We start from the raw sequence: 24,658 nt of genomic DNA, 5'->3' as shown, positions 1-24,658 counted from the left end.
GATGGGGCGGTGAGTTTTGATGCGCTGCTCTGGCTGTCCTTCGGCGGTCCGGAGGGTCCTGAGGACGTCCGCCCCTTCCTGGAGAACGTGGTTCGCGGACGTGGCGTGCCGCCGGAGCGGCTGGACGAGGTCGAGGCCCACTACCAGCACTTCGGCGGCGTGTCGCCGATCAACCGCCTGAACACCGAAGCCATCGAGGCCGTCAAGGCCCGCGGCTTCGAGCTGCCGATCTACTTCGGCAACCGCAACTGGCACCCCATGGTCGAGGACACCGTCGCGCAGATGAAGGCCGACGGCGTCAAGCGCGCCCTGGTGTTCCCGACGAGTGCGTACGGCGGCTATTCCGCGTGCCGTCAGTACGACGAGGACATCGTGCGGGCGTTGCAGGCCGTGCCGGACGGCCCCGAACTGGTGAAGCTGCGCCAGTTCTTCGACCACCCGCTGTTCATCGGTGCCTTCGCCGACAGTGTGCGAGCGGCTGCGAAGACGTTGTCGGGCCAGTATCGGCTCGTCTTCACCGCGCACTCGGTGCCGGTGTCCGCCGACAAGGCCGCCGGTCCGCCCGAGGAGGGTGGCTACCGCTACTCGCGCCAGGTCGTCGAGGCCTCGCGACTGGTCGCGGCCGAGCTGGGCGTCACCGAGTACGACGTGGTGTGGCAGTCGCGGTCCGGCCCGCCGCAGATCCCGTGGCTGGAGCCGGACGTCGTGGACCACATCGACGCGCTGCACGCCAAGGGCGTCACCGGTGTCGTGGTGTGCCCGATCGGGTTCGTGTCCGACCACCTCGAAGTCGTGTGGGACCTCGACACCGAGGCCCGTGACCGCGCCGCCGAGCTCGGCATGGAGTTCGCGCGTGCCGCCACGCCGAACGGTGACCCGCGCTTCGCCGAGCTCGTGACCGAGCTGGTCGCGGAGCACACCGAGGGCGTTCCCGCGCGCAAGCTGTCCGAGTTCACCGCCGCGGGGTGCACGGTGAACGGGGCGTTGTGCGCGCCGCTGTGTTGCGAACCGGTCAAGAGGCCGGTCCGAGCCTAGACAGAGGTTTTTCAACGGGCGAAGAATTGGTGGCATGACCAGTTCCGCGGCCGTTGAGGTCACCGGGCTCCGGGTCCACCGGGGCAAGCGTCTGGTCCTGCGGGATGTGAGCTGCTCGATCCCGCAGGGCAGTGTCACCGGGCTGCTGGGCCCGTCCGGCTGCGGCAAGACCACCCTCATGCGCTCGGTCGTGGGCGTGCAGATCGTGTCCGGCGGGTCGGTGACGGTCCTCGGCTCGCCCGCCGGCAGTCCAGGCCTGCGCAACCGGATCGGGTACGCGACCCAGAACCCCTCGGTGTACGCCGACCTGACCGTCGCCGAGAACCTCCGCTACTTCGCCGCCGTGCTGCACGCGCCGCGGTCCGACGTCGCCCGCGTGATCGACGAGGTCGGGCTGGGCGGGCACGAGTCGCAGCTCGTGTCCTCCCTGTCCGGTGGCGAGCTGTCCCGGACGAGCCTGGCCGTCGCGTTGCTCGGCAAACCCGAGCTGCTCGTGCTCGACGAACCGACGGTCGGCCTCGACCCGTTGCTGCGCGACGAGCTGTGGACGTTGTTCCGCACTCTGGCCGCGCGTGGCGTCACGTTGCTGATCTCCAGCCACGTCATGGACGAGGCCGCCCGCTGCGAACGCCTGCTGCTGATGCGCGACGGCGAGCTGCTGGCCGACTCCTCGCCGGACGCGCTGCTCGCCGAGACCGGCACCCACGACCTCGAGCAGGCCTTCCTGTCGCTGGTCCGGGCGAAGGAGGCAGTGTGAACACGTCGATCCTGCTGGCCACGACCGCGCGGATCCTCAACCAGTTCCGCCACGACCGCCGCACCGTCGCCCTGATGGTGCTGATGCCGTCACTGCTGTTGATCCTGCTGCGGTTCGTCTTCAACTCCGAGGCCGCCTTCAGCCGTGCCGCACCCGCGCTGCTGGCGGTCTTCCCGTTCGCGATCATGTTCATCGTCACGTCGATCACGACCCTGCGCGAACGCACGACGGCGACGCTGGAGCGGCTGATGACCATGCCGATCGGCAAGCTCGACCTGCTGTTCGGCTACGCGCTGGCGTTCGGCGTCGTCGCGCTCGTGCAGGTGCTGGTCGCGGTGGGCATCTCGCTGACGTGGCTCGGCCTGGAGATCGGCGGCTCGGTGTGGCTGCTGGTCGTGATCGCGGGCCTGGACGCGTTGCTGGGCACGGCGCTGGGCCTGTTCGCGAGCGCGTTCGCCCGCACGGAGTTCCAGGCCGTGCAGTTCATGCCGCTGTTCGTCATGCCGCAGGTGTTGTTGTGCGGGTTGTTCGCGCCGCGTTCGTCCATGACGACCGTGCTGGAATGGCTCTCGAACGTCATGCCGCTGTCGTACGCCGTCGACGCGCTCACGGCCGTCACGACGTCGAGCGAGATCACCGGCGAGCTCGTCCGCAACCTCGTGATCGTGGCCGCGTGCGGGCTGCTGGCGCTGGTGCTCGGCGCCGTGACGTTGCGGAGGCGCACACCCTAAGCGCTTTGCCTGAGGTCTGTCCGCAACCCGCCTGCCGGGCAGTTACGTGGATGAAGGGCGCCTTCCTCCACCTGACGTGGATGAAGGCGCCCTTCATCCACCTCACCGGACGGCGAGTGCGAACACGACTTCCGGTTACCTGCTCAGTGCCGGCCGGCACCCGTGTCGGCCAGCACCCGCACTGCCTCGTCGACGGCCGCGCACCGAGCCCGCCGCACCGCCTCCGACACCGGACGCAGCGCGTCGCTGCGCGCGGACATCGCCGAGGCCGACACCGCGCCACCGGGCGCGTCCGACCGGGCCACGGACAGGATCGCGTCCACCTCGGCGGCACGCTGCAGCACGCGCAGAGCCCGCGGCGGCATCGCGTCCGGCCACGGCAGGGTCGAGTTCGCGGCGGCCAGGTCGGCGATCTCCTTGCGCACGTTCGGGCGGTGCTTGGCCACGTCGAGGGACGCCAGCGCGGCGGTCGCCTCGCGCAGGGCGGCACCCAGGCCGTGCTCGGCCTCACCGATCGGGATGTGCTCCAGGCCGTTGGAGGACGGCAGGTCGAACACCGTCCAGCGCATCACGCCGTCGGCCACGATCTTCGGCACCAGGCCGACGTGCACGGACGGGATCACGAGCGCCTCACCGGAGCGCAGCGCGCAGGTCGAGAGCGGGCCTTTGCCGCCGAGGCCGCGGACGTCGCCGGGAATCGGCAGCGCGAGCCGCGCCGAGGTCGCGCCCGCGCGCCGCAGGGCGGCCAGCAGCAGGGCGGGACCCACCGGGGCCTCGTCGGGACCGGGGAGGTCGAGCGCCGTGGCGGTGCCGTCGTCGTCGGCCACCACCTCGTGCTGCTCGGCCCACGTGTGCAGGGCGTCGAGGACGTCGTCGGAGGCGGCCAGACCGTGCAGCCATCCCGACGTCCACACGACCAGCGTGGCACTCGCACAGGACACGCGACGAGATTACGTGGCCGTGCCCCCGCAGCCCCACCCGGTGTGCCCGATCCGAGACACCTGCTTGCCGGGACCGATGTGCTGTTCGAGCAGCGCCCGGAACGACGTGCGGTCCTCATCGGACGCGAAGGCCCGGTGCGGCACGGACAACGACGCCGCGCCCCCGTCCAGCGTCTCCAGGACAAAGCCCTGCCGCGTCTCGGTCCAGCCCGGCAGCTCGTCCCAGACGATCTCCTCGCGCACCGCGTGGCCCACTGCCATCCGGAACGACTGGTCGTCCGCGCTGCCCACCACGGTCCGGCTGATCATCTCGTCGGACGAGAACCGCCACCACACCGCGACCGGTTCCATGAACCCGATGACCAGCGCGCACACCAGGCCGAACACCGCCACGGGAACCATGCCGTCGAACCCGAACAGCAGCACGAGCGAGAACACGCCCAATGCGAGCGCGAACCACGGCGCCCACCGGAACATCGGCACCATCGCCCGCAGGCTGGCCCGCCAGTCCGCCGGTGACGGCGCCCACTTGAAATCAACCCTGTTGCTCATCGCCCCGCATTGTCCTGCACGCCGGGGCCGCGGACCCGGTGGATCGCGAAACCGCGGGGCTGGAGTCGCTCCACGTCGACGGGTCCTGATTCGGTGCGTAGCGTCGTCTGCGTGACCCAGAACCTGGCCCGCACGGCGGGCGAACTGCGCGCCGCCGGGCACCTGCCGCGCGGCGTCAAGACCGAGATCAGGGAGAACCTCCTCGCGGCCCTGCGCGAGGGACGCAACCCGTGGCCCGGCATCGTCGGGTTCGACCGCACGGTGCTCCCGCAGCTGGAACGTGCGCTGCTGGCAGGCCACGACGTCGTCCTGCTCGGTGAGCGCGGTCAGGGCAAGACCCGTCTGCTGCGCACCTTGGTGTCGCTGCTGGACGAGTGGACGCCCGTCATCGAGGGCTCCGAGCTGGGCGAACACCCGCTCGACCCGATCACGCCCGAGTCGCGGCGGCGTGCTGCCGAGCTCGGCGACGACCTGCCGGTGGTGTGGCGGCACCGCGACGAGCGGTACGCGGAGAAGCTCGCGACGCCCGACACGTCCGTCGGTGACCTGGTCGGCGACGTCGACCCGGTGAAGGTCGCCGAAGGCCGATCGCTCGGCGACCCGGAGACGATCCACTACGGCCTGCTGCCGCGCGCCCACCGCGGCATCATCGCCATCAACGAGCTGCCTGACCTGGCCGAACGCATCCAGGTCGCGCTGCTGAACGTGATGGAGGAGCGCGACATCCAGGTCCGCGGCTACACGCTGCGCCTGCCGCTGGACGTGCTGCTCGTGGCCACCGCGAACCCCGAGGACTACACGAACCGCGGCCGCATCATCACGCCGCTCAAGGACCGCTTCGGCGCCGAGGTGCGCACGCACTACCCGCTGGAGGTCGACGCCGAGGTGGACCTGGTCCGCCAGGAGGCCGACCTCGTCGCCGAGGTGGGCGACCACCTGCTGGAGATCATCGCCCGCTTCGTGCGCCACCTGCGCGAGTCGTCGTCCATCGACCAGCGTTCCGGCGTCTCCGCCCGTTTCGCCGTCGCGGCGGCGGAAACCGTTGCGGCGTCGGCACTTCGCCGTTCCGCGCTGATCGGCGAGACGCCCGCGATCGCCCGTCCGATCGACCTGGAGTCGGTGCCGGACGTGCTGCGCGGCAAGCTGGAGTTCGAGGCGGGGGAGGAGGGGCGCGAGGACGAGGTGCTCGTGCACCTGCTGCGCCGCTCGATCGCCGACACCGCCCGTGCCCGCCTGGCCGGGCTGAACCTCCGCGCGCTGGCCGAGGTCGTCTCGGACGGCCACCCGGTCGCCACGGGTGATCGCGTGCACGCCGGCGACCTGCTGGCCGCGCTGCCCGAGCTGCCGATCCTGCACGAGGTGGCGGCACGGATGGGTGCGGGCCCGAAGGACCCGGTCGGCCGCATCGCCTCCGCCGTCGAACTGGCGCTGGAGTCGCTGTACCTGACGCGCCACCTGTCGAAGGACACCTCCTCCGACGACGACCGAACGGTGTACGGATGAGGTATCGCCCATGAGGTATCGCTACGGACGCTGGAGCGGGGGCGCCGACCCGTTGGCGCCGCCGGTGGACCTGCGCGCGGCCGTCGACGAGCTCGGCCGCGAGATCATGGAGGGCGCGTCGCCGTCGGCTGCTCTGCGCGAACTGCTGCGCCGCGGCGTCGACGGCACGCGCGGCCTGGACGACCTGACGTCCCGGCTGTGGCAGCGCCGTGCCTCGATCCAGCGCCGGCACCGGCTGGACGGCACGTTGTCCGAGGTCCGGCGGTTGCTCGACGAGGCGCTGGAGGCCGAGCGCCGGGCGTTGTTCCCGGACCCGTCCGACGACGCGCGCTTCCGCGAGGCCCAGCTCGACGCGCTGCCTCCGGGCACCGCCGCGGCCGTGCAGGAGCTGTCGTCCTACGACTGGCGTTCCTCCGAGGCCCGGTCCGCGTTCGAGCAGATCCGCGAGCTGCTCGGCCGCGAGCTGCTGGACCAGCGCTTCCAGGGCATGAAGGAAGCGCTGTCCAATGTGGACTCCGATGACGTCCGCCGGATCCAGCGGATGCTGCGCGACCTGAACTCGCTGCTCGAAGCGCACGCGGCCGGTTCGCCGGACACGCCGCGGCTGTTCGACGACTTCATGCGCAAGCACGGCGAGTTCTTCCCGGAGAAGCCGCGCAACGTCGACGAGCTGATCGACGCGCTGGCGGCCCGTTCGGCGGCCGCGCAACGCATGATGAACTCGATGACCGACGCCCAGCGCGCCGAGCTGGCGGCGTTGTCGCAGCAGGCTTTCGGCGGCATCGGCGCACAGCTGTCCACTTTGGACTCACTGCTGCAGCGGCTGCGTCCCGGCGAGGACTGGACGTCGTCCGCGCGCTTCCGCGGCCAGGACCCGCTGGGCCTGGGCGAGGGCGCGCAGGCGATGGCGGACCTGGCCGAGCTGGACGCGCTGGCCGAGCAGCTCGCGCAGTCGTATCCGGGCGCCCGCCTGGAGGACATCGACCTGGAGGCCCTGGAACGCCAGCTGGGCGCGTCGGCGTCGGTCGACGCCCGCCGGCTGGCCGAGCTGGAGAAGGCGCTGCGGCAGCAGAACATCCTGGAACGCGCCCCGGACGGCTCGTTGCGGCTGACCCCGAAAGCGCTGCGCCGCCTGGGCGAGACCGCGCTGCGCGGGGTCGTCGACCAGCTGCGGTCGTCGCAGGGTTCGCGCGAGACCGTGTCCGCCGGCGCCGCGGGCGAGCTGATGGGCTCGACCCGCCCGTGGCAGTTCGGCGACACCGAACCCTGGGACGTCCCGCGAACCCTGCGCAACTCCGTGCTGCGGTCGGGTTCCATGTCGCTGGACGTCGTCGACCTGGAGGTGTCCGAAACCGAACACCGCACGCGCGCCGCCGTCGCGCTGTGCGTGGACACGTCCTGGTCCATGGTCCAGGACGGCCGTTGGGTGCCGATGAAACGCACGGCGCTTGCGTTGCATCACCTCGTGCGCACCCGATTCCGCACCGATGCTTTGCAGTTGGTGACGTTCGGCCGCTACGCCGAGGCCGTCGACATCGGTCAGCTCACGGGCCTTGAGGGCGTGTGGGAGCAGGGCACGAACCTGCACCACGCGCTGTTGCTGGCGGGACGGCACGTGCGCCGTCACCCCGATGCGCAGCCCGTGGTGCTGGTGGTGACCGACGGCGAGCCCACCGCACACCTGGAGCCCGACGGCGACGCGGAGTTCAACTACCCGCCGCTGCCCCGGACGCTGACGAAGACGCTGAACGAGGTGGACGCCCTGGCGCGGCTCGGGGCGACGATCTCGGTGTTCAAGCTGGGAGACGACCCCCGGCTGGCGGCGTTCGTCGACATCGTGGCGCGGCGGGGTGGCGGGCGCGTGGTGTCGCCGGACGAGGACGGGCTGGGTGCCGCGGTGGTGAGCGACTACCTGAGGTCGCGGCGACGGCGGCGATGACACCGCCGCTGCGCCGCTTCCTCGCGGCCGTCGTGCTGAGCGGCGTGCCGTCGACCGTCCACGCGCTGGCGAACGGCGACGATCCGTTGCGCGCCACCAAGGCCGCCGGGTCGTTGGTCGGCGGTGGTGCCGGTGCGGGCGTAGCGGTGCATCTGGCCGTGTCGGCCTGGTGGGCGTTCGTGCTCTCGCGACTCCGGGTGCGAGGCGTGGTGGCCGGAGCCGTGGCCGGGCTGCTGATCGCGGCGCTCGACCTGGAGGTCATCGGGCGGCGCAACGCGCGGCTGCGGGCGTTGCCGAGGGTTCCGCAGTGGCTGGACCACGTGGCGTTCGGGGTGCTGATCGCTCAGGCCGCGAACAGTGCGGCCAGGCGGGGGAGGCGGGCGGCCAGCTCGGCGCCGTCGTCGAAGTCGAAGTCCCAGTCCGGGTCGAGCTCCGGGTAGTCGATGGTGAAGGCGTCCTCCGGGAGTTTCATGCCGGTGGCCCTCAGGTGGGCGTCCCAGGCGATGTTCAGGGCGGCCTCGCACTCGAGCTCCGCACCGGACTCGGCGGCCGCCACCACGGCCGGTGAGGCGGCGAGGGAGTCGGGGTCGGCGAGGGCCGACTCGAAGACCGACCGGCCCTGAGTGAGCAGCCAGCCGCGGAAGTAGTCGAAGCCGTCGTCGGAGCAGCCGCCGTTGATCAGGTAGGCGGCGGCCCACAGCGGGTTCCGGTACGAGTGCGTCAGCAGGTCCCACAGGACCTGCTGGGCCGCCACGATCTCCGCGGGTGGTCTGGCCGCGAGCAGGGCTGCGGCCTCCGACGCCACGGCGCCGGCGTCGGAGGCCCTCGCGCGGGCGTCGGCGATCAGGGTCCAGAAGGTGTTCGGGTCCACGTGACGGAGCTTGGCAGAGGGGTCTGACATTTTCTTCAGGCCCGCGAACGGACGGCAGTAGGTTGGAACCATGATCAGAACTCTGTGGCGTTCGCTCGAAGCCGTGCACGCGATGATCTACTTCGCCCCCGAGGCGGACCGCAGGTACACCGCCGCCGGGCTCGACCGGCCAGGTGGGTACTTTGCCTCACGGGCCGCCGCGCTCGGGCCCGTCAGCGCCGAGGTCGTGATCTCGACGTTCTACAACTTCAACCCCGAACTCGTCCGAGCACGCATCCCCGCGGCGTGGGAGAAGGCGTCGCCGCAGGAGATGCTGGAGCTGCGGTACGAGGCGGCGGACGAGGCTCTCGCCAAGGTGCTGCCCGACGACCTCAAGGAGATCACCGAGCTCGCCCGGCGTGCCGCCGGACGGGCCACCGAGATGCTGAGCGGGCGCACGCTCTTCGCCGCGCACGCGAGCCTGCCGTGGCCGGACGAGCCGCGGCTGCGGCTGTGGCACGCGCAGACGTTGCTGCGCGAGTTCCGGGGTGACGGCCACCTCGCGGCGTTGCTGCGGCACAACCTCACCGGCATCGAGGCGCTCGTGCTGCACGCGGCGGAGGGTGAGATCCCGGCCGAGACGCTGCGCAAGACGCGCGCGTGGCCCGAGGAGAAGTGGGCCGAGACGGTCGAGGACCTGCGCAGCCGAGGGCTCTTGAACGACGAGCAGCTGCTGTCGGAGAAGGGACGCGAGCTGCGGCAGAGCATCGAGGACGAGACCGACCGCATGAACGCGCCGGCCTACGACGTGTTGTCGGAGCAGGAGAAGCAGCGGTACGTCGAGCTGGCGACACCGCTGAGCAAGGCCGTCGTCGACGCCGGGCTGATTCCCGGCCGTCGCTGACCGGTCGCCCGCTCGTCGCTGCGGCGATACCACTGGCCGTTTCCCTCGAACCGGGACAACCGGGCGCACGTGCAGTGGGCAATGAGTACGCTGCCCCGGCTGTTCGCCGCCTCCGCCGCCGTTGATCCGGACGCCGTCGCGCTGGTCCGCGGGACCACGCGGGTGTCCTACCGGGAGCTCGACGCACGCGCGAACTCCTTGGCGCGCAAGTTGATCGCGCGGGGTGTCCGACCGGGCGACCTGGTCGTCGTCGACACCCCGCGCTCGATCGAGTACGTGGTCGAGATCCTCGCGGTGCTCAAGGCGGGCGCCGCGTACGTGCCGATCGACCGCGACTGGCCGCAGGCGCGCAAGGACTTCGTGCGCCGCGACGACAGTCCGGTCCCGAGCGAGGTCGCTCACGTCATGTACACCTCGGGCTCGACCGGGCAGCCCAAGGGCGTGCTGATCAGCCACGCCGGCGTCGAGGCGATGGCGAAGCAGGACTTCTGGCGGCACCACCGGAAAGTGCTCGCGCTGGCGTCCACGGCGTTCGACGCCTCCACCTACGAGATCTGGGTTCCGCTGCTCAACGGCGGCCAGGTCGTCTTCCCCGAGCACGACGTCGACATCGCCACCATCGAGCAGGAGATCAACGAGCACGGGATCACCGCTGTTTTCCTCACGGCGGCGCTCTTCCACCTCGTCGCCCAGGAACGACCGCGGGCGCTGCAAGGCCTGAGAGAGGTCTGGTCCGGCGGTGACGTCGTCAAACCCGAGGCAGCGCAACGCATCCTCGACGCCTGTCCCGGCATCGAGGTCTACAACGCTTACGGCCCAACGGAGAACACCGTTTTCGTCAGCCGCCACAGGGTCACCGACACCACCGGGCCGTTACCGATCGGCAAGCCGTTTCCCGGCGTGCGCACGAAGATCGAGAACGGTGAGCTGCTCGTCGCGGGCAGGCAGCTCGCCCTCGGCTACCACAACCGCGAGTCGGACAGGTTCGCCGACGGCTGGTACCGCACCGGCGACCGGGTCACCCGGCGTGAGGACGGCACGCTGGAGTTCCACGGCCGCGTGGACCGCCAGGTCAAGATCCGCGGCCACCGCGTCGAGCCCGAAGAGGTCGAGGCCGCACTACAGCCCCTTACGCGGGAATGCACCGTCACGGCCCACAACGGCCGTCTCGTCGCGTACGTGGTCAGCGACCACCAGAACCTCCGCGAAGAGCTCGCGAAGACCCTGCCGGACCACCTCGTCCCATCGGAGTTCGTGCACCTCGACGGCCTCCCGCGCAACCACGCCGACAAGGTCGACCGCACGGCCCTGAAAACCCCGGCCGAGCAGCTCGTCTGCGAGCTCGTCAAGGACGTCCTCGGCAAGGACCTCGCGCCGCAGGACAGGTTCATCCCGCACGGCGACAGCATCAGCGCCATCCAGCTGGTCAGCCGCGCCCGCGCGAAAGGCCTGCACCTGAGCGTCCGCGACGTCCTCGCCCACGACCTCCGCACGCTCGCCACCAAGATCCACCACATCCCGCAGCGCGCCCTCCCGTCGGACTTCCCGGACGGGGAGCTCACCCCGCTGCAGGAAGGCCTGTACTTCCACGCGCTCCTCGAACCCGGCAGCTACCTCGTCCAGCTCGTCTTCCACCTGAGGGAAAGGCCGGACGCGGCACGGTTGCGCCGGGCCGCCGACCGGCTCGTCGCCCGCCACCCCGCCCTGCGCGCCGGGTTCCGCCCCGGCCCGGCCCAGTTCGTCGAGCCGCGGGTCGCGGTTCCGTGGCGGGAGACCGACCAGGACCTCGACGCCTTCCTCGCCGGGGACCGGGAGATCACCTTCGACCTCGCCACTCCGCCGTTGCTGCGCTTCACCCTCGTCCGGCGCGACGTCCTCGTGCTGACCTACCACCACCTGCTGTTCGACGGCTGGTCGGTGCCGCTGCTGGCAAAGGAGCTGTTCGGCCGCAACGAAGAACCGCCGCACCCGTTCCACCACCACCTCGCCTGGTTGCGCGACCAGCCCAGGACCGACGCCTGGCGCAAGGCACTGGAGACCCTCGACGGGCCCACCCTCGTCACCACGAGCCGGGGAACCCGCCCCCACGCCCGCCTCGAAGGCGCCCTTCCCGCCGGCACCGAGGACATCGCCCACCGGGCCGGCGTCACCCTCAACACGGTCGTCCAGACCGCCTGGGCGCTGTTGCTGGCCACGATGACCGGAAAGAACGACGTCGTCTTCGGCGCCACCGTCTCGGGCAGGCCCGCCGATCTGCCGGGCGTCGAGCACATCGTCGGCTGCCTGATCAACACCGTCCCGGTCCGGATCACCCTCAGGGCCGAGGAAAATGCCCACGAGCTGCTGCAACGCGTCCGCGACGAACAGCACGCCCTCCTCGCGCACCACCACGTGGGACTCGCCGAGATCCAGCGCGAAGCCGGTCTGGGCCAGCTCTTCGACACCGCCACCACCCTCGAAGCCTGGCCTGAGTCCACAGTGGACGAGATCGCGCATTTCGAGAGCCTGGACGCGCCGCACTACCCGCTGTCGCTGGTCGTCCGGCGTGATCTCACCGTCAGGCTGAACTACCGCCCGGACCTCTTCGAGCACAAGGACATCCGCACGATCCTGCGCCGCCTCAACCGCATCGTCGAAGCCCTCGGCGCGAACACGGAGGTCGGTGAGATCGACGCGCTGGACCCAGAAGAACACGCCCTCCTCGACACCTGGAACGCCACCGAAACCGCTGTGCCGCGACAAACCTTGCCGGAGCTCTTCCAGCACCAGGCCGACAGCACGCCCACCGCGACGGCGATCTCCTGCCACGGCGACGACATCACCTACGCCGACCTGCTCGACCAGGTCGAGACCAACGCCCGGCGCTGCAGAGATCTCGGGATCACCAGCGGTGACCTCGTGGCACTGAAAATGCGCCGCTCACCCGAGCTCGTCGTCGCCATGCTCGCCGTCACCAGGGCAGGAGCGGCGTACGTCCCGATCGACCCGGACTACCCGCCCGGCCGCATCGCCCTCATGCGGCAGGACGCGAAGCTGACTCTCGACTCCCTGCCGGTTTTCCGCCCCACAGCGGCAAAACCACCACTTCCACAACTGGACGACACCGCGTACGTGATCTACACGTCCGGCTCGACGGGCACACCGAAAGGCGTCGAGGTGACCCACCGCGGCATCGCCGGCCTCGTCGCCGCCCAACGCCGAGCGCTGGAACTCACCGCGAACTCGCGGGTCCTGCAGTGGGCGTCCCCGAGCTTCGACGCCGCGTTCTGGGAGATCACCGGTGCTCTGCTCACCGGCGCCACGCTGGTCGTCGCCGACGCCCACGAGCTCAGGCCCGGCGACCCGCTCGGCGATCTCCTGCACCGGGAGCGGGTCACGCACGTGACGCTGCCGCCGAGCGTCCTCGCCGTCCTCCCGGACAGCGCCGTCCCTCCGCACACCACGATCACCGCGGCGGGAGAGTCCTGCCCACCGGATCTCGCCGCCCGCTGGTCGCGGCACCGGCGGTTCCTCAACGCCTACGGCCCCACCGAGGCCACGGTCTGCGCCACCATCAGCGACCCGATCACCGGCCCCGACGCCCCGATCGGCCGTCCGATCGAGAACACCCGGATCCACCTCAGAGACGCACTGGGCAGGCTCGTCCCACCCGGCGTCACGGGAGAGCTGCACATCAGCGGACCCGGCGTCGCCAAGGGCTACCTGCACGGCGAACGGTTCACCACCTACCGCACCGGCGACCTCGCCCGTTGGCGCGAGGACGGCACGCTCGACCACCTCGGCCGCGTCGACGACCAGATCAAGCTCCGCGGTCACCGCATCGAGCCCGCCGAGATCGAACACGCCCTCGGCCGCCACCCCGGCGTCCGCACCAGCGCCGTGGTCTCCACCGGCACCAGCCTCGTCGCTTTCGTGGTGCCACGAGGAGAACTCCGGCCGGCAGCGCTGCAAGCACACCTGCGGTCCGTGCTCCCGAGCCACCTGGTCCCGTTGATCGAACCGGTCGAGTCGCTCCCGCTCACCCCGAACGGCAAGCTGGACCGCCGCGCGCTGACCACCCGCGCCCGCCACCGGCTCGACCTGGCCGGCCAGGACACGCCCGCGACGCCCGCCCAGCGCCAGGTCTGCGCGGCCTACGAAGACGTGCTCGGACGCGGCCGCGTCGGCGTCCACGACGACTTCTTCACCATCGGCGGCGACTCCCTGCTGCTCGCCAGGCTGCAGACCGTGCTGGCGGACCGGCTGCACCGCCACGTCCCGATCGCCGACCTCTACACGTGCCGCACGCCCGCGGCACTCGCCGCCCACCTCGAACGCGGCCCCGACACCGCCACCACCGACCGCGCGGCACGCGTGAAGGCCGCACGGGTCAGAAGGGCACACCGTGGATGACCCCGACATCGCGATCGTCGGCCTGGCACAGCGCCGATGCACGTCGCTGGACGACATCGCGCTCTTCGACGCCGACTTCTTCGGCTACACACCCGAGGAAGCCGCGGTTCTCGACCCCCAGCACCGGTTGTTCCTCGAATGCGCCTACCACGCGATGGAATGCGCCGGCTACGTCGACTGGGACGGTGTCGCAGGCCTCTACGGCTCCATGAACGTCAGCCGCTACCTGCTGGACCAGGTCCGCCCGTGGCACGCCTCGGCCGACGTGCTGCTGGGCAACATGCCCGACGGCTGCGCGGCCCGCGTCGCCTACGAGCTGGACCTGCGGGGCCCGGTGCTGAACGTCCAGGCCGCCTGCGCCTCCAGCCTCGCCGCCGTCCACCTCGCCTGCCAGGACCTGCTCAGCCACCAGTGCGACCTCGCGCTGGCGGGCGGCGTGTCCGTCGACCCGGAAGCCACCCGCAACGGCGCCGGAGTCGTCGTCCTGAAACGACTCGACGACGCCGTCGGCGACGCGGACCACATCCACGCCGTGATCAAGGGCAGCGCGGTCGTCAACGACGGCCGGAACCGCACGAGCCCCAACGGCATCGGTGCCGCGGGGGCCCGAACCGCCGCCGTCACGGCACTCGCGATCGCCGGCGTCGACCCCGCGCAGGCCCGTCACCTGGAACCGCACGACCCCGAACTGGCCCAGGCCGCGGGTGTCCTCAGCCTCATCCACGCCGCTCTCACCGTCGACCACGGCTACGCGAGCGTCGCCGCCGCGGGTTCCGGTGGCGCCCACGCCCACGTCGTGCTCGGCGGGGCCCCCGAACTCCCCGAGACGCCGAGAACCGGCTGGCACCTCCTCCAGGTCTCCGCGAGGACCGAACGCGCGCTCACCGAGCTCACCGAGCAGCTCAAGACCACACCGCACGCGCTGGCCGACGTGGCCCACACCCTCCGCGCCGGCCGCAGGCGGTTCCGCACCCGCACGTTCGCGGTCGTCCAGGACGGTCAGGACATCGTGTTCGCGAAGCCCACCCGCACCGTCGCCGACGCCGCCGTCGTGCTGAAGTTCAGCGGCCCGCACACCGAACGCGACATCGCCACCGCCCGCGGCCTGCTCGCCACCGGCATCACCCCGGCGCTCCTGCTCGGCCTCGGTCTCGGCGAGTACGCGGCCGCCGCCGTCGCCGGCTCCCTCACCGAGGAGGAGGCCATCGGGTTCGCCACCCAGCGCCGATGCCCGGAGCGCTACGAGAAGGAGATCGCGAACTCCGCCCCGCGCGCCCCGAAGATCCCGCTGCTGTCCGGCACCACCGGCTCGCTGCTGTCCGAAGCAGACATCATCGACTGCCGTCACTGGCTCGCCGTCGCCCAGGACCTCTGCCCGGCCGCTCCCGGCCTGCCCGCGAACGCCGTCGTCGTCGACATCTCCGCGGCGTCAGGCGAACGCGGCGTGCTCGAAGCCATGGGCACGCTGTGGGCGCACGGCGTCGAGCTGCCGAAGTTCCGGCCCGCGCGCAGGGTGCCGCTGCCGGGCTACCCGTTCCAGCGGCAACGGCACTGGCTGGAGCCGCGATAAGGGGTGCGCCGATGAACAAGACGCGGATTCCGGCCCGGCGTCTAGTCGGTCTTCATCTCCCGGTCCGTCGGCGCCAGCACCTTCTCGGTCGGGCCGTCCGGTCCGGCGCGGTGCTTTCCGGGGTGCATCAACGAGAAGTGCGCCTCCTCGCGCATCCGCTCGACCATGTGCGGGTAGTGCAGCTCGAACGCCGGGCGCTCGGACCGGATCCGCGGCAGGTCCAGGAAGTTGTGCCGCGGCGGGGGAGAGGTCGTGGCCCACTCCAGCGAGTTGCCGTAGCCCCACGGGTCGTCCTGCGGTGCCGGGTCGCCGTAGCGGTAGGAGCGGAACACGTTCCACACGAACGGCAGCACGGACGCGCCGAGCAGGAACGAGCTGATCGTCGAGATCGTGTTGAGCGTGGTGAAGCCGTCGGAGCCGAGGTAGTCGGCGTACCGGCGCGGCATGCCCTCGTTGCCCAGCCAGTGCTGCACGAGGAACGTGCCGTGGAACCCGATGAACGTCGTCCAGAAGTGCAGCTTGCCCAGCGGTTCGTTGAGCATCCGCCCGGTCATCTTCGGGAACCAGAAGTAGATGCCCGCGTAGGTGGCGAACACGATCGTGCCGAACAGCACGTAGTGGAAGTGCGCCACCACGAAGTACGTGTCGGACACGTGGAAGTCGAGGGCGGGCGCCGCGAGCAGGATGCCGGTCAGGCCACCGAAGAGGAACGTCACGAGGAAGCCGACGCTGAACAGCATCGGCGTCTCGAAGCTCAGCTGCCCCTTCCACATCGTGCCGATCCAGTTGAAGAACTTGATGCCGGTCGGTACCGCGATGAGGAACGTCATCAGCGAGAAGAACGGCAGCAGGATCGCGCCGGTCGCGTACATGTGGTGCGCCCACACGGCCACGGACAGCATCGCGATCGCCAGCGTCGCGAACACCAGGCCCTTGTAGCCGAACAGCGGCTTGCGGCTGAACACCGGGAAGATCTCGGTCACGATCCCGAAGAACGGCAGCGCGACGATGTAGACCTCGGGATGGCCGAAGAACCAGAACAGGTGCTGCCACAGGATCACGCCGCCGTTGGCCGGGTCGAACACGTGCGCCCCGAGGTGCCGGTCGGCCGCCAGTCCCATGAGCGCCGCGGTCAGGATCGGGAACACGATCAGGACCAGGATCGACGTCACCAGGATGTTCCAGGTGAAGATCGGCATGCGGAACATCGTCATGCCCGGCGCCCGCAGCGTGATGACCGTCGTGGTCATGTTGACGGCGCCGAGGATCGTGCCCAGGCCGGACACCGCCAGGCCCATGATCCACATGTCGGCGCCGACACCGGGGGTGTGCGCCGCGGAGGACAGCGGGGTGTAGGCGAACCAGCCGAAGTCGGGCGCGCCACCAGGTGTCACGAACGCGGCCATCACGATCAGGCCGCCGAACAGGTACAGCCAGTACGAGAAGGCGTTCAGGCGCGGGAACGCGACGTCCGGCGAGCCGATCTGCAGCGGCAGGATGAAGTTCGCGAACCCGAACAGGATCGGCGTCGCGTACAGCAGCAGCATGATCGTGCCGTGCATGGTGAACAGCTGGTTGTACTGCTCGTTCGAGAGGAACTGCAGGCCCGGCCGGGCCAGCTCGGCGCGCATCAGCAGCGCCATCACACCGCCGGCCATGAAGAACGCGAACGACGTGGTCAGGTACATGATCCCGATCTGTTTGGGATCTGTGGTCTTGAACAGCGAGAGGAAGTACGACCCCTTCGGGCGTACGCGGGCAGCCCCGGGGTGGGGTACTACGGGCGTGGGCTTGACAGTGGTCATCGCGCCTCCTCCGTGCCGCAGACATCGTCCTCCCGGTCAGACGCCGGGGCAATCCATGACGAGCACCGCCGAGGTCACCGGCGCCACCGGCGCCCCCACCGAGATGCCGCTGACCTGCACGTAGTAGGCGCCGGGGGCCAGTCCGCCGAATTTGGCCGCCATGGTCTCGGAGATCGCCGGGCTGCGCGATTCGACCTGTCTGCCGTTTTCGTCGAGCACGGCCACCTTCAGCGCGCGCGGGGTGGTGTCCTTCAGCTCGACGGTGACCTCCAGGTCCTCCCCGGCGAGCACCAGGTCGGGCACGACGACCTGCGGTTCCGTGGCGGTGACGTTGCGCGGGACGATCGTCGTGGAGGTCAGGAACGCCTCCACCACGTCCAGCACCGCCGAGTTGTCCTGCAACGACGTGTGCTGCTCGACGACCCGGTGCAGCGTGTTCGACGACAACGCGAGGCCCTTGCGCGCCGCGCCGACCATGGGCACCGTGGCGTCGCCGTAGAGCTCTTGGCCCTCGTATGTGCGGTAGCAGGTCACTTTGCCGTCGGCGATGCGCGCGGTCGTGGCGGTCGGCTGCTTGCCGCCGAGGATCGCGTAGGTCCGGTCGGCGAACGAGTCGGTCAACGCGCCGTGGAACGCCATCGCGTCCGCGACCATCTTCGTGTCGAGCTCGGGCAGCGTGGTCTCGGTGGTCTTGACCAGGCCCTCAGGCGACTCGATGCACGCGTACTCGGGCAGCAGCTGGTGCAGCGACGGCAGCGAGCGGGCGAACTCCGTCAGGTCGGCCGCGAGCGGCCCGAGACCCTTGCGCACGCCGTTGACCAGCTGTTCCAACGCCGAGGCCGCCCCGCGGTACGGCGTGCCCATCGTGATCAGCTTGCCGGTCCGCTCGGCCGTCCCGCACTGCTCGATGCACCACCGCGCGACCAGCCCGCCCATCGAGTGGCACACGAAGCTCACCTCGGCATCCGGTCCGAGCTTGTCCAGCGCCTCGTCCACGCGCCGGGCCAGCAACGCGCCGTTGTAGCGGTTCGACAGCCGCCAGTCGTAGGCGAAGAGCAGCAGGTTGCCCTTCTCGACCGTGTAACCGAGCGAGTTGAGCCGTTTCGTCAGCCGGTCGTAGCCCTTCAACGGCGTCCAGATGCCGGGGATGACGTGCAGGTCCGCCATCAGCGCCACGGGCTCGATGCCGTCGCCGGGATGCTCGTCGCCGATGCCGGCGGGCAGCTTGAGCCGCTGCAGGCTGCGGCCCAGCGTCAGCACGGCGCGCAGGGCGGCCTTGCCGGACACCTCCCAGACCATGCCGTCGGGATCCCTGAGCGTGCTGCCGAGAATGCCGGGTACGACGACGACCAGCTGGTTCATCAGGACTCCTCGGCGAGCGTGCGGATGAGGGAGAGCAGGGTGAGGTTCGCGGGCACCAGGTAGGTGAGCTCGTGGATCCACGCCAGGCGCTGCTCCGGTGCCGGCAGCGCCGGCCGTGCGTCACCGGCGCGCGCCCGCGCCACCGCCTTGTACAGCGCGGACAGCGGGTGCGGCTCCAGCGCCGTCACGGCCTGGGTGAGCGCCTGCGGTGACGCGTCCGCCGCCAGCCCGCGCAGGATCTCCGTGGTGCGCGTGGGGTCCTCCTGGGCGTTCAGCACTTGGTCGAGAACGCCGGAGTCCTCGTCTGCGAGCAGCAGCAACGCGTGCACGGGCCGGTTGTCGCGCACGTTCTTCACGACTTCCTTGTCCAGCAGCTCCTCGCGGCGCGTCGCGAGCAGCACACGGCGCCGGGCGGGCGTGGCGTCGACGAACTCGTCCGCGAGGCTCGCCAGCAGCCACGGCCGGTACGCCAGCGCGACACCCTGCTGCCGCGCGGTCGCCCGGCGCGACTGGATGACCTGCGCCTCGAGCAGGCTCGTCCCGTACAGCGCCTCGGTGACCGCCACGTCCGCCTCCGCCGACAGCAGCTCCGGGTGGCCGAGCAGCACCGCGCGCTCTTCGGCGTACGACCGCGCGAACACCCACTTGCGGGCGGTGGCGAGCAATGTGCGGTCGACGGTCAGCCAGTCCGGCGAGGTGTCCCACGGCCACGGGCCCGAGTCGTAGTGGCGACGGGCGATGTCGTGCACGTCGTGGATCGCCTGCCGGGACTGCCCGACGTGCGTGAGCGCCTGGCACAGCCACCTCGCCGCCGCCGGGTCACCGGCCCTGGTCGCCGCCGCGCGCAGCATCAGCAGCGTCGCGAGGGGCGGGCCGGTGAACCGGGCGGTCACCCGTTCCCACGTCTCGTCGACGGTCTCGGGCTGGTCGAGGCCCGCGCAGAGGACGTCGATCGTGAACAGCGCGGCGGCCAGCGTCGAGAGCCGGTCGGTGTTCTCCAGGCAGACCTCGACGGCCCGCAGCCCGGTCGCCAGCGCCTCGCGGGGCTTGTCCGCGTCCCGCTGCCGGCGCATGAGGTTGTGCAACGCCTGCGCGTGGATCCGCAGCCCGTCCGCGAGGTTCGCCGCCTGGTGAGCGCTGGCGAGCGCCTCGTCCCTGCGGTTGATCATGCTGTAGGCGACGCTCAGGCTCAGCGCGGCGTCGGCGAGCTGCGGGCGGAACGCGGCGTGCCGTCCGAGCGTGCCGCTGATGTCCGCGGCCTGGCCGGTGGTGCTCGCGGCCTCGGCCAGCCTGCCGAGCGCGAGGTGGTCGCGGGCCAGCTCGACCAGCGCGCTGACCAGGTCGGCGAGGAACACCGGGTTCGTTTGGGCGAGGGCGTAGTACAGCTCGACGGCCTGCTTGGAGCGTTGCATGGCCTCGTAGCGGCGGCCGGTTTCGCCGCACCGTGCGGCCAGACACGTCATGGCGCGCGCGAGTGGTGCATCGGAGTCAACGGCCGCAACCGCGTCTCTTGCCGTTGCCAGCGCCTCGTGCCTGCGCCCCAGCATCGCGTAGACCTCGCTCAGGTCCACCAACGCGCCACTCAAATGCGCCGCATACGTCGGGTTGTCACCACCGTGCGCCGACGTCTTCGCGATGCGTTGCGCAAGCCGTTTGTGCGTAAGGGTTTCCGCGGTCGTCGGTGTCGACGCGACCAGCTCCCGGTACCGCACGACGGCTTCCTCGGCGGGTGCCACGGCCTGCTGCACCCGTCCGGCCTCGCGGAACCGCCGCCCGAGCTTGTTCAGCACGAAAGCCAGGTCCGCCAGGTACATCCGGATCGTCGGCACCAGCGCGCGGAAGTGCTCGGCGGCCTCTTCGAGCGGGGCGATGGCGTCATCGCCGCGACCCCAGTGCATCAGCTCGTTGCCCGCGGTGGTGGCCGCGAGAGCGAGGTCCGGCAACAGCTTCTGGTTCGTCATCGCCAGCTCGCGCAGGCCGTCCAGCGCCCGCGCGCCCGCGTGCCCGCAGTGCCGCCACGCGTACTTCCACAGGTAGCCCGGCACGTCCGGCGGCACGCCCGCCTCCAGCCGCTGCCGGTACAGCGCGATCAGCGCGGCCGCCACCGTCTCCGCGCCCGGCGCGAAGACGACCTCCCGGCTCGGCGCGAACGGCGGCCGCAGGTGGTCGGCGAACGTCTGGTGCGTCAGCTTGAAGACGGCCGTGCCCTCCTCACCGTCCTGCACGATGTGACGGCCCAGTTCGGTGAGCACGGCGGTGATGTCGTCACGGCTGAACCGCTCGCCGGACAACGCTTCGGCGACCGCGCGCCACTCCTCCTCGGGGAACCCCGCGCCGTAGCTCCACGTCAACGCGGTCAGCAGCGCACGCGCGGACGGCACCTTCGCGAGCTCGCGGTCGAACGCCGCGTCCAGGGAGAGCTTGAGGTCCGCGCCGCCGTCGGCGAGCACCTGGTCGGTGATCATCCACGCGGTCAGGAACGGCAGCTTCGCCAGCTCGTCCACAGTGGACTGCGGTGCTGCCGGTCCCAGCCGCGCCAGCACGTACTCGCGGACGTCCGAGGCGTTGTCGGCCTCGTCCAGGTCCAGGATCTCGACCGGCGACAGCTCGGTGAGCAGCGGCGCGCCACCGGCCACCCGGTGCGCCTGCCGGGTCGAGACGATCACGACGGCACAGCTCGCGAGCTTGGTCAGCAGCGAGGTCGCGATCGAGAACGACTCGCCGCGCGCCTCGTCCAGGCCGTCGACCACCAGCACCGGCGGTGTGGCGAGCGTGCTGACCACCCCGACCAGCTCGGCCGCGCCCCGCCGCGGCCCGTCGGGCTCCCCGATCAGCCCGGCCCCGACCAGCTGGCGGCTGAGCAGGTCGGCGACGCGGTCGGCGTCCATGGCGCGGGCGTGCACGGCCGCGTCGACCGAGTCCGGGCCGGGGTCGGCGTGCCGGAACGACGGTCCCGCGGTGAGCAGCAGGTCGCGTTCGGCCGAGTTGGACAGGCTCACGACCCGCCCGAGGACCGCGGACTTGCCCGTGCCGGGCGACCCGGTGACCACGCGCAGGCCCGCGGTCCCGGACTTCACCCAGCTCACGACCTTGTCGACCTGGGCGGTGCGCCCGGCGAACCACGACCGGTTGTCCGTCGAGTCACCACCACGCGCCGCGAGCAGCAGGTGCTTGGCGACCGTGTTCGCGGCGTACAGCGGGTTGGGCAGCATCGGCTGTGCGGACCCGTACTGCATGAAACGCGGCCGTTGGACGTCGCTGTCCCACGCGTTCAACAACGCCGTGCCGACCGCCCCGCCGTCGACCAGCGCCGTGCGGTCGCTCCACCGCCTTGCGTCCTCATCGGCCGTGGGACCGGCACGCAGCAGCTTGCGCAACCTGCCGCCGAACAGCCCGTCACGGGCCGTTTCGACGCTCGAACACGACACCAGCACGCCCGCCCAGTGCACCTGGCCCGCGAGCAGCTCCTCCTGGACCGCCGCGACCGTGCGCACCGCCTCGTCGAGCTGGGCCCCGGAGTAGCAGGCGTCGACGATGATGAGCACCTGATGCGCCCCCGACGCGGCACACCACAGCGCGAACTCGTGCAGCATGATGCCGTCGGCCACGCCGTCGTTGTCCCTGGCCAGGAGCCTGAGGTTGCCCGCGACGGGGATCGCGTGCCCGCTCCACAACGCCACCAGGGCCCCGCCGTCCTGCGGTGTCGTGCGCAGCGCTTTCAAGTGCGCGCGGATCTCGGCCTCGGTCGGGTCGGCCAGCGGTTCGCCCTCGTAGCCCTTGAGCAGGGCGTGCAGCTCCCGCACGTCGCTCACGGCGTGCTGCAGCGGCTGCACCAGCTCGTACGAGCCGACGCCGATGCCGACGAACCTGCCTCTGACCCTTTCCCTCATGCGTCACAACCCCCTGTCCACACGTCGCGTGCGGCCAGAAGGCGTTACCGGGGTTAACTCACACGGACGAACCACCCCTCGGCAGCTCGTCCGAGGGCTTGTCGGTGATGGTGTTCTTCTCCAGGAACCGCAGCAGCTCGACGGGGAACGGCAGCACGAGCGTCGAGTTCTTCTCGGCCGCCACCTCGACGATGGTCTGCAGCAGCCGCAGCTGCAGCGCCGCGGGCGTCTCCTCCATCGTGCCCGCGGCCTCGGAGAGCTTCTTGGACGCCTGCAGCTCACCGTCGGCGGTGATGATGCGGGCGCGCCGTTCGCGTTCGGCCTCCGCCTGCCGGGACATCGAGCGCTTCATGCTCTCCGGCAGCGCCACGTCCTTGATCTCGACCCGGTCGATGTCGATGCCCCACGCCAGCGCGGGCGTGTCGATCATCAGCTCCAGCCCCTGGTTGAGGTGCTCGCGGTTGGACAGCAGGTCGTCCAGCTCGCTCTTGCCGATGATCGACCGCAACGACGTCTGGGCCACCTGCAGCATCGCGAACCGGTAGTCCTCGACGTTGACGACGGCCTTCGCGGGGTCCGCGACCTTGAAGTACACGACGGCGTCCACGCGCACGGTGACGTTGTCGCGCGTGATGCCGTCCTGGGCCGGCACGGGCAGGGTGACGATCTGCAGGTTGACCTTCCGCAGCTGGTCGACCCCGGGGATCAGCATCGTCAGTCCCGGCCCGCGCACGCCCTGCTGGAGCTTGCCGAACCGGAACACCAGTCCCTGTTCGAACTGTTTGATCACTCTGGCGCTCATGGCGAGGCCGACGCCTCCGAGCACGACCAGTCCACCGAGGATTTCGAAGATCATGAGACCCGCCCTTCTCCGGCGAATGCCCTTGATCTCCCAAGGTACGCCCCACCTGGCGAAGTTCCCGCGAACCGCGGTGGCCGGTGACCTCGCGGTCCACAGTGGACTGGCCGGGTGAAGGTCCGATCTTTCCGCCCGGACGCGTCGAGGGTGGTCGTCCCAACAGCCGGAAAGTGCACTCCGTCCGGCGGCACGCGTTAGTGTCGGACGCATGCAGACCTGGTCATCGATTCCTGTGCCGCGGGTTCCGGGGGACCCCCGCCCGCTGCGGCTGTTCGACACGGCTACGGGCGAGGTGCGCCCGACGGCTCCAGGAGACACCGCCAGGTTGTACGTCTGCGGCATCACGCCGTACGACGCGACGCACCTCGGCCACGCCGCCACCTACCTGGCCTTCGACCTCGTGCAGCGCGTTTGGCTCGACAACGGCCACAACGTGCACTACGTCCAGAACGTCACCGACGTCGACGACCCGCTGCTGGAACGCGCCGAGCGCGACCAGGACGACTGGGTCGTGCTCGCCATGCGCGAGACGGCGTTGTTCCGCGAGGACATGGAGGCCCTGCGCGTCCTGCCGCCCCAGGACTTCGTGGGCATCGTCGAGGCGATCCCGGAGATCGTCGAGGTGATCGTCAAGCTCGTCAACGACGGCGTGGCCTACCGCGTCGACGACCCCGAGTACCCGGACATCTACTTCGCCCACAACGCCACCGGCCGCTTCGGCTACGAGTCGAACTACGACGCCGACACCATGGTGAAGCTGCTGGCCGAACGCGGCGGCGACCCCGGCCGTCCCGGCAAGAAGCACCCGCTCGACGCCCTGCTGTGGCGCCTGAAGCGCCCCGGCGAGCCCTCCTGGCCGTCCGAGCTCGGCGAGGGCCGTCCCGGCTGGCACATCGAGTGCAGCGCCATCGCCCACAACCGCCTCGGCATGGGCTTCGACGTGCAGGGCGGCGGCTCCGACCTGATCTACCCGCACCACGAGTACTCGGCCGCGCACGCCGAGGCCCAGACCGGCGAGCACCCGTTCGCCCGCCACTACGTGCACGCGGGCATGATCGGCCTCGACGGCGAGAAGATGTCGAAGTCGCGCGGCAACCTGGTCTTCGTCTCCAAGCTGCGCGCGGAGAAGGTCGACCCGAACGCCATCCGGCTCGCCTTGCTGGCCGGCCACTACCGTTCCGACCGCCCGTGGACGCAAGCCCTGCTGGACGAGGCGCTGGAGCGGCTCGCGAAGTGGCGGCGGGCGGCCGCGCTGCCCTCCGGCCCGTCCGCTGTGGACACCGTGACGCGGCTGCGTGACCACCTGGGCAACGACCTGGACACACCGCGCGCATTGGCGGCCATCGACGCGTGGGCCGACGAGGCGCTGTCACACGGCGGCTCGGACGCGCACGGTCCGTCGCAGATCCGCACCGCCGTGGACGCGCTTCTGGGCGTGGAACTCTAGCAGGCTGCCGAAAGTCGTGTTCGCACTCGCCGTCCGGTGAGGTGGATGAAGGGCGCCTTCCTCCACCTGGTGTGGATGAAGGCGCCCTTCATGGAGATCAACTAGAGCTGCGCGCGGTCAG

The 24,658-nt window shown here is 70.7% G+C and carries 17 protein-coding genes; 10 read left to right on the top strand and 7 right to left on the bottom strand.

Going from position 1 to position 24,658, the window contains the following annotated elements:
• The first annotated feature begins 9 nt into the window (after positions 1 to 9).
• Genes ABZV40_RS12095 through ABZV40_RS12085 form a run of 3 tightly spaced genes read left to right on the top strand, consistent with a single transcriptional unit; the run spans position 10 to position 2,523 of the window.
• Positions 10 to 1,035 (top strand): ferrochelatase, encoded by a 1,026-nt coding sequence (locus ABZV40_RS12095; protein ID WP_355438918.1) that lies wholly within the window; start codon positions 10 to 12, stop codon positions 1,033 to 1,035.
• Between the two features lie 34 nt (positions 1,036 to 1,069).
• Positions 1,070 to 1,792, top strand: coding sequence for an ABC transporter ATP-binding protein (locus tag ABZV40_RS12090; RefSeq protein ID WP_355438916.1), 723 nt, complete (start codon positions 1,070 to 1,072; stop codon positions 1,790 to 1,792).
• Positions 1,789 to 2,523 carry an ABC transporter permease gene (locus ABZV40_RS12085; RefSeq protein ID WP_355438914.1) on the top strand — a complete coding sequence of 245 codons (735 nt, stop codon included), beginning with the start codon at positions 1,789 to 1,791 and terminating at the stop codon, positions 2,521 to 2,523. Before ABZV40_RS12090 ends, ABZV40_RS12085 begins: the two co-directional genes overlap by 4 nt.
• Before the next feature lie 143 nt (positions 2,524 to 2,666).
• On the opposite strand, the gene ABZV40_RS12080 is transcribed toward ABZV40_RS12085, so the two are convergent.
• The gene (locus tag ABZV40_RS12080) at positions 2,667 to 3,464 is read right to left on the bottom strand and encodes a hypothetical protein (protein WP_355438912.1); all 798 of its coding nucleotides are present in this window, start codon (positions 3,462 to 3,464) and stop codon (positions 2,667 to 2,669) included.
• A 9-nt stretch (positions 3,465 to 3,473) separates the two neighbouring features.
• Positions 3,474 to 4,016: a YcxB family protein gene (locus ABZV40_RS12075; protein WP_355438910.1), complete on the bottom strand. Its 543-nt coding sequence runs from the start codon at positions 4,014 to 4,016 to the stop codon at positions 3,474 to 3,476.
• Between the two features lie 111 nt (positions 4,017 to 4,127).
• Between ABZV40_RS12075 and ABZV40_RS12070 the strand changes: the two genes are divergently transcribed.
• From ABZV40_RS12070 to ABZV40_RS12060, 3 genes are read left to right on the top strand one after another with little or no spacing between them, the layout of a single operon-like run.
• Positions 4,128 to 5,519 carry a sigma 54-interacting transcriptional regulator gene (locus ABZV40_RS12070; RefSeq protein ID WP_355438908.1) on the top strand — a complete coding sequence of 464 codons (1,392 nt, stop codon included), beginning with the start codon at positions 4,128 to 4,130 and terminating at the stop codon, positions 5,517 to 5,519.
• Between the two features lie 10 nt (positions 5,520 to 5,529).
• A complete protein-coding gene (locus tag ABZV40_RS12065; protein ID WP_355438906.1) occupies positions 5,530 to 7,458 on the top strand; it encodes a VWA domain-containing protein in 1,929 nt (642 codons plus the stop codon).
• The gene (locus ABZV40_RS12060) at positions 7,455 to 7,898 is read left to right on the top strand and encodes a hypothetical protein (RefSeq protein ID WP_355438905.1); all 444 of its coding nucleotides are present in this window, start codon (positions 7,455 to 7,457) and stop codon (positions 7,896 to 7,898) included. Before ABZV40_RS12065 ends, ABZV40_RS12060 begins: the two co-directional genes overlap by 4 nt.
• On the opposite strand, the gene ABZV40_RS12055 is transcribed toward ABZV40_RS12060, so the two are convergent.
• Positions 7,802 to 8,329, bottom strand: a complete 528-nt coding sequence (locus ABZV40_RS12055) for a DUF4240 domain-containing protein (RefSeq protein WP_355438903.1) — start codon at positions 8,327 to 8,329, stop codon at positions 7,802 to 7,804. The genes ABZV40_RS12060 and ABZV40_RS12055 overlap by 97 nt on opposite strands.
• Before the next feature lie 70 nt (positions 8,330 to 8,399).
• Between ABZV40_RS12055 and ABZV40_RS12050 the strand changes: the two genes are divergently transcribed.
• The 3 genes from ABZV40_RS12050 to ABZV40_RS12040 all read left to right on the top strand — a co-directional run bounded on the left by ABZV40_RS12050 (position 8,400) and on the right by ABZV40_RS12040 (position 15,174).
• Positions 8,400 to 9,212: a hypothetical protein gene (locus ABZV40_RS12050; protein ID WP_355438901.1), complete on the top strand. Its 813-nt coding sequence runs from the start codon at positions 8,400 to 8,402 to the stop codon at positions 9,210 to 9,212.
• A gap of 81 nt (positions 9,213 to 9,293) precedes the next feature.
• On the top strand, positions 9,294 to 13,604 hold the full coding sequence (locus ABZV40_RS12045; protein ID WP_355438899.1) for an AMP-binding protein: 4,311 nt from the start codon (positions 9,294 to 9,296) through the stop codon (positions 13,602 to 13,604).
• Complete coding sequence (locus ABZV40_RS12040; protein WP_355438897.1) at positions 13,597 to 15,174, top strand: beta-ketoacyl synthase N-terminal-like domain-containing protein; 1,578 nt, start codon at positions 13,597 to 13,599, stop codon at positions 15,172 to 15,174. The genes ABZV40_RS12045 and ABZV40_RS12040 overlap by 8 nt, the downstream gene beginning before the upstream one ends.
• A gap of 41 nt (positions 15,175 to 15,215) precedes the next feature.
• Here ABZV40_RS12040 and ctaD read toward each other — a convergent pair whose 3' ends face one another.
• From ctaD to ABZV40_RS12020, 4 genes are read right to left on the bottom strand one after another with little or no spacing between them, the layout of a single operon-like run.
• Positions 15,216 to 16,979 (bottom strand): cytochrome c oxidase subunit I, encoded by a 1,764-nt coding sequence (ctaD, locus tag ABZV40_RS12035; RefSeq protein ID WP_355438895.1) that lies wholly within the window; start codon positions 16,977 to 16,979, stop codon positions 15,216 to 15,218.
• Between the two features lie 36 nt (positions 16,980 to 17,015).
• Positions 17,016 to 18,341, bottom strand: coding sequence for a hypothetical protein (locus tag ABZV40_RS12030; RefSeq protein ID WP_355438893.1), 1,326 nt, complete (start codon positions 18,339 to 18,341; stop codon positions 17,016 to 17,018).
• Complete coding sequence (locus ABZV40_RS12025) at positions 18,341 to 22,231, bottom strand: hypothetical protein (RefSeq protein WP_355438891.1); 3,891 nt, start codon at positions 22,229 to 22,231, stop codon at positions 18,341 to 18,343. Before ABZV40_RS12025 ends, ABZV40_RS12030 begins: the two co-directional genes overlap by 1 nt.
• 58 nt (positions 22,232 to 22,289) lie before the next feature.
• Positions 22,290 to 23,087, bottom strand: coding sequence for a slipin family protein (locus tag ABZV40_RS12020; protein ID WP_355438889.1), 798 nt, complete (start codon positions 23,085 to 23,087; stop codon positions 22,290 to 22,292).
• Positions 23,088 to 23,298: 211 nt separating this feature from the next.
• Between ABZV40_RS12020 and mshC the strand changes: the two genes are divergently transcribed.
• On the top strand, positions 23,299 to 24,537 hold the full coding sequence (mshC, locus tag ABZV40_RS12015; RefSeq protein WP_355438887.1) for a cysteine--1-D-myo-inosityl 2-amino-2-deoxy-alpha-D-glucopyranoside ligase: 1,239 nt from the start codon (positions 23,299 to 23,301) through the stop codon (positions 24,535 to 24,537).
• The last annotated feature ends 121 nt before the right edge of the window (positions 24,538 to 24,658 follow it).

Source organism: Lentzea sp. NPDC004782 (assembly GCF_040609115.1).
Taxonomy (GTDB): Bacteria; Actinomycetota; Actinomycetes; order Mycobacteriales; family Pseudonocardiaceae; genus Lentzea.
The sequence above is the reverse complement of the archived record's forward strand: the minus strand, read 5'-3'. Positions and strand labels throughout refer to the sequence as shown.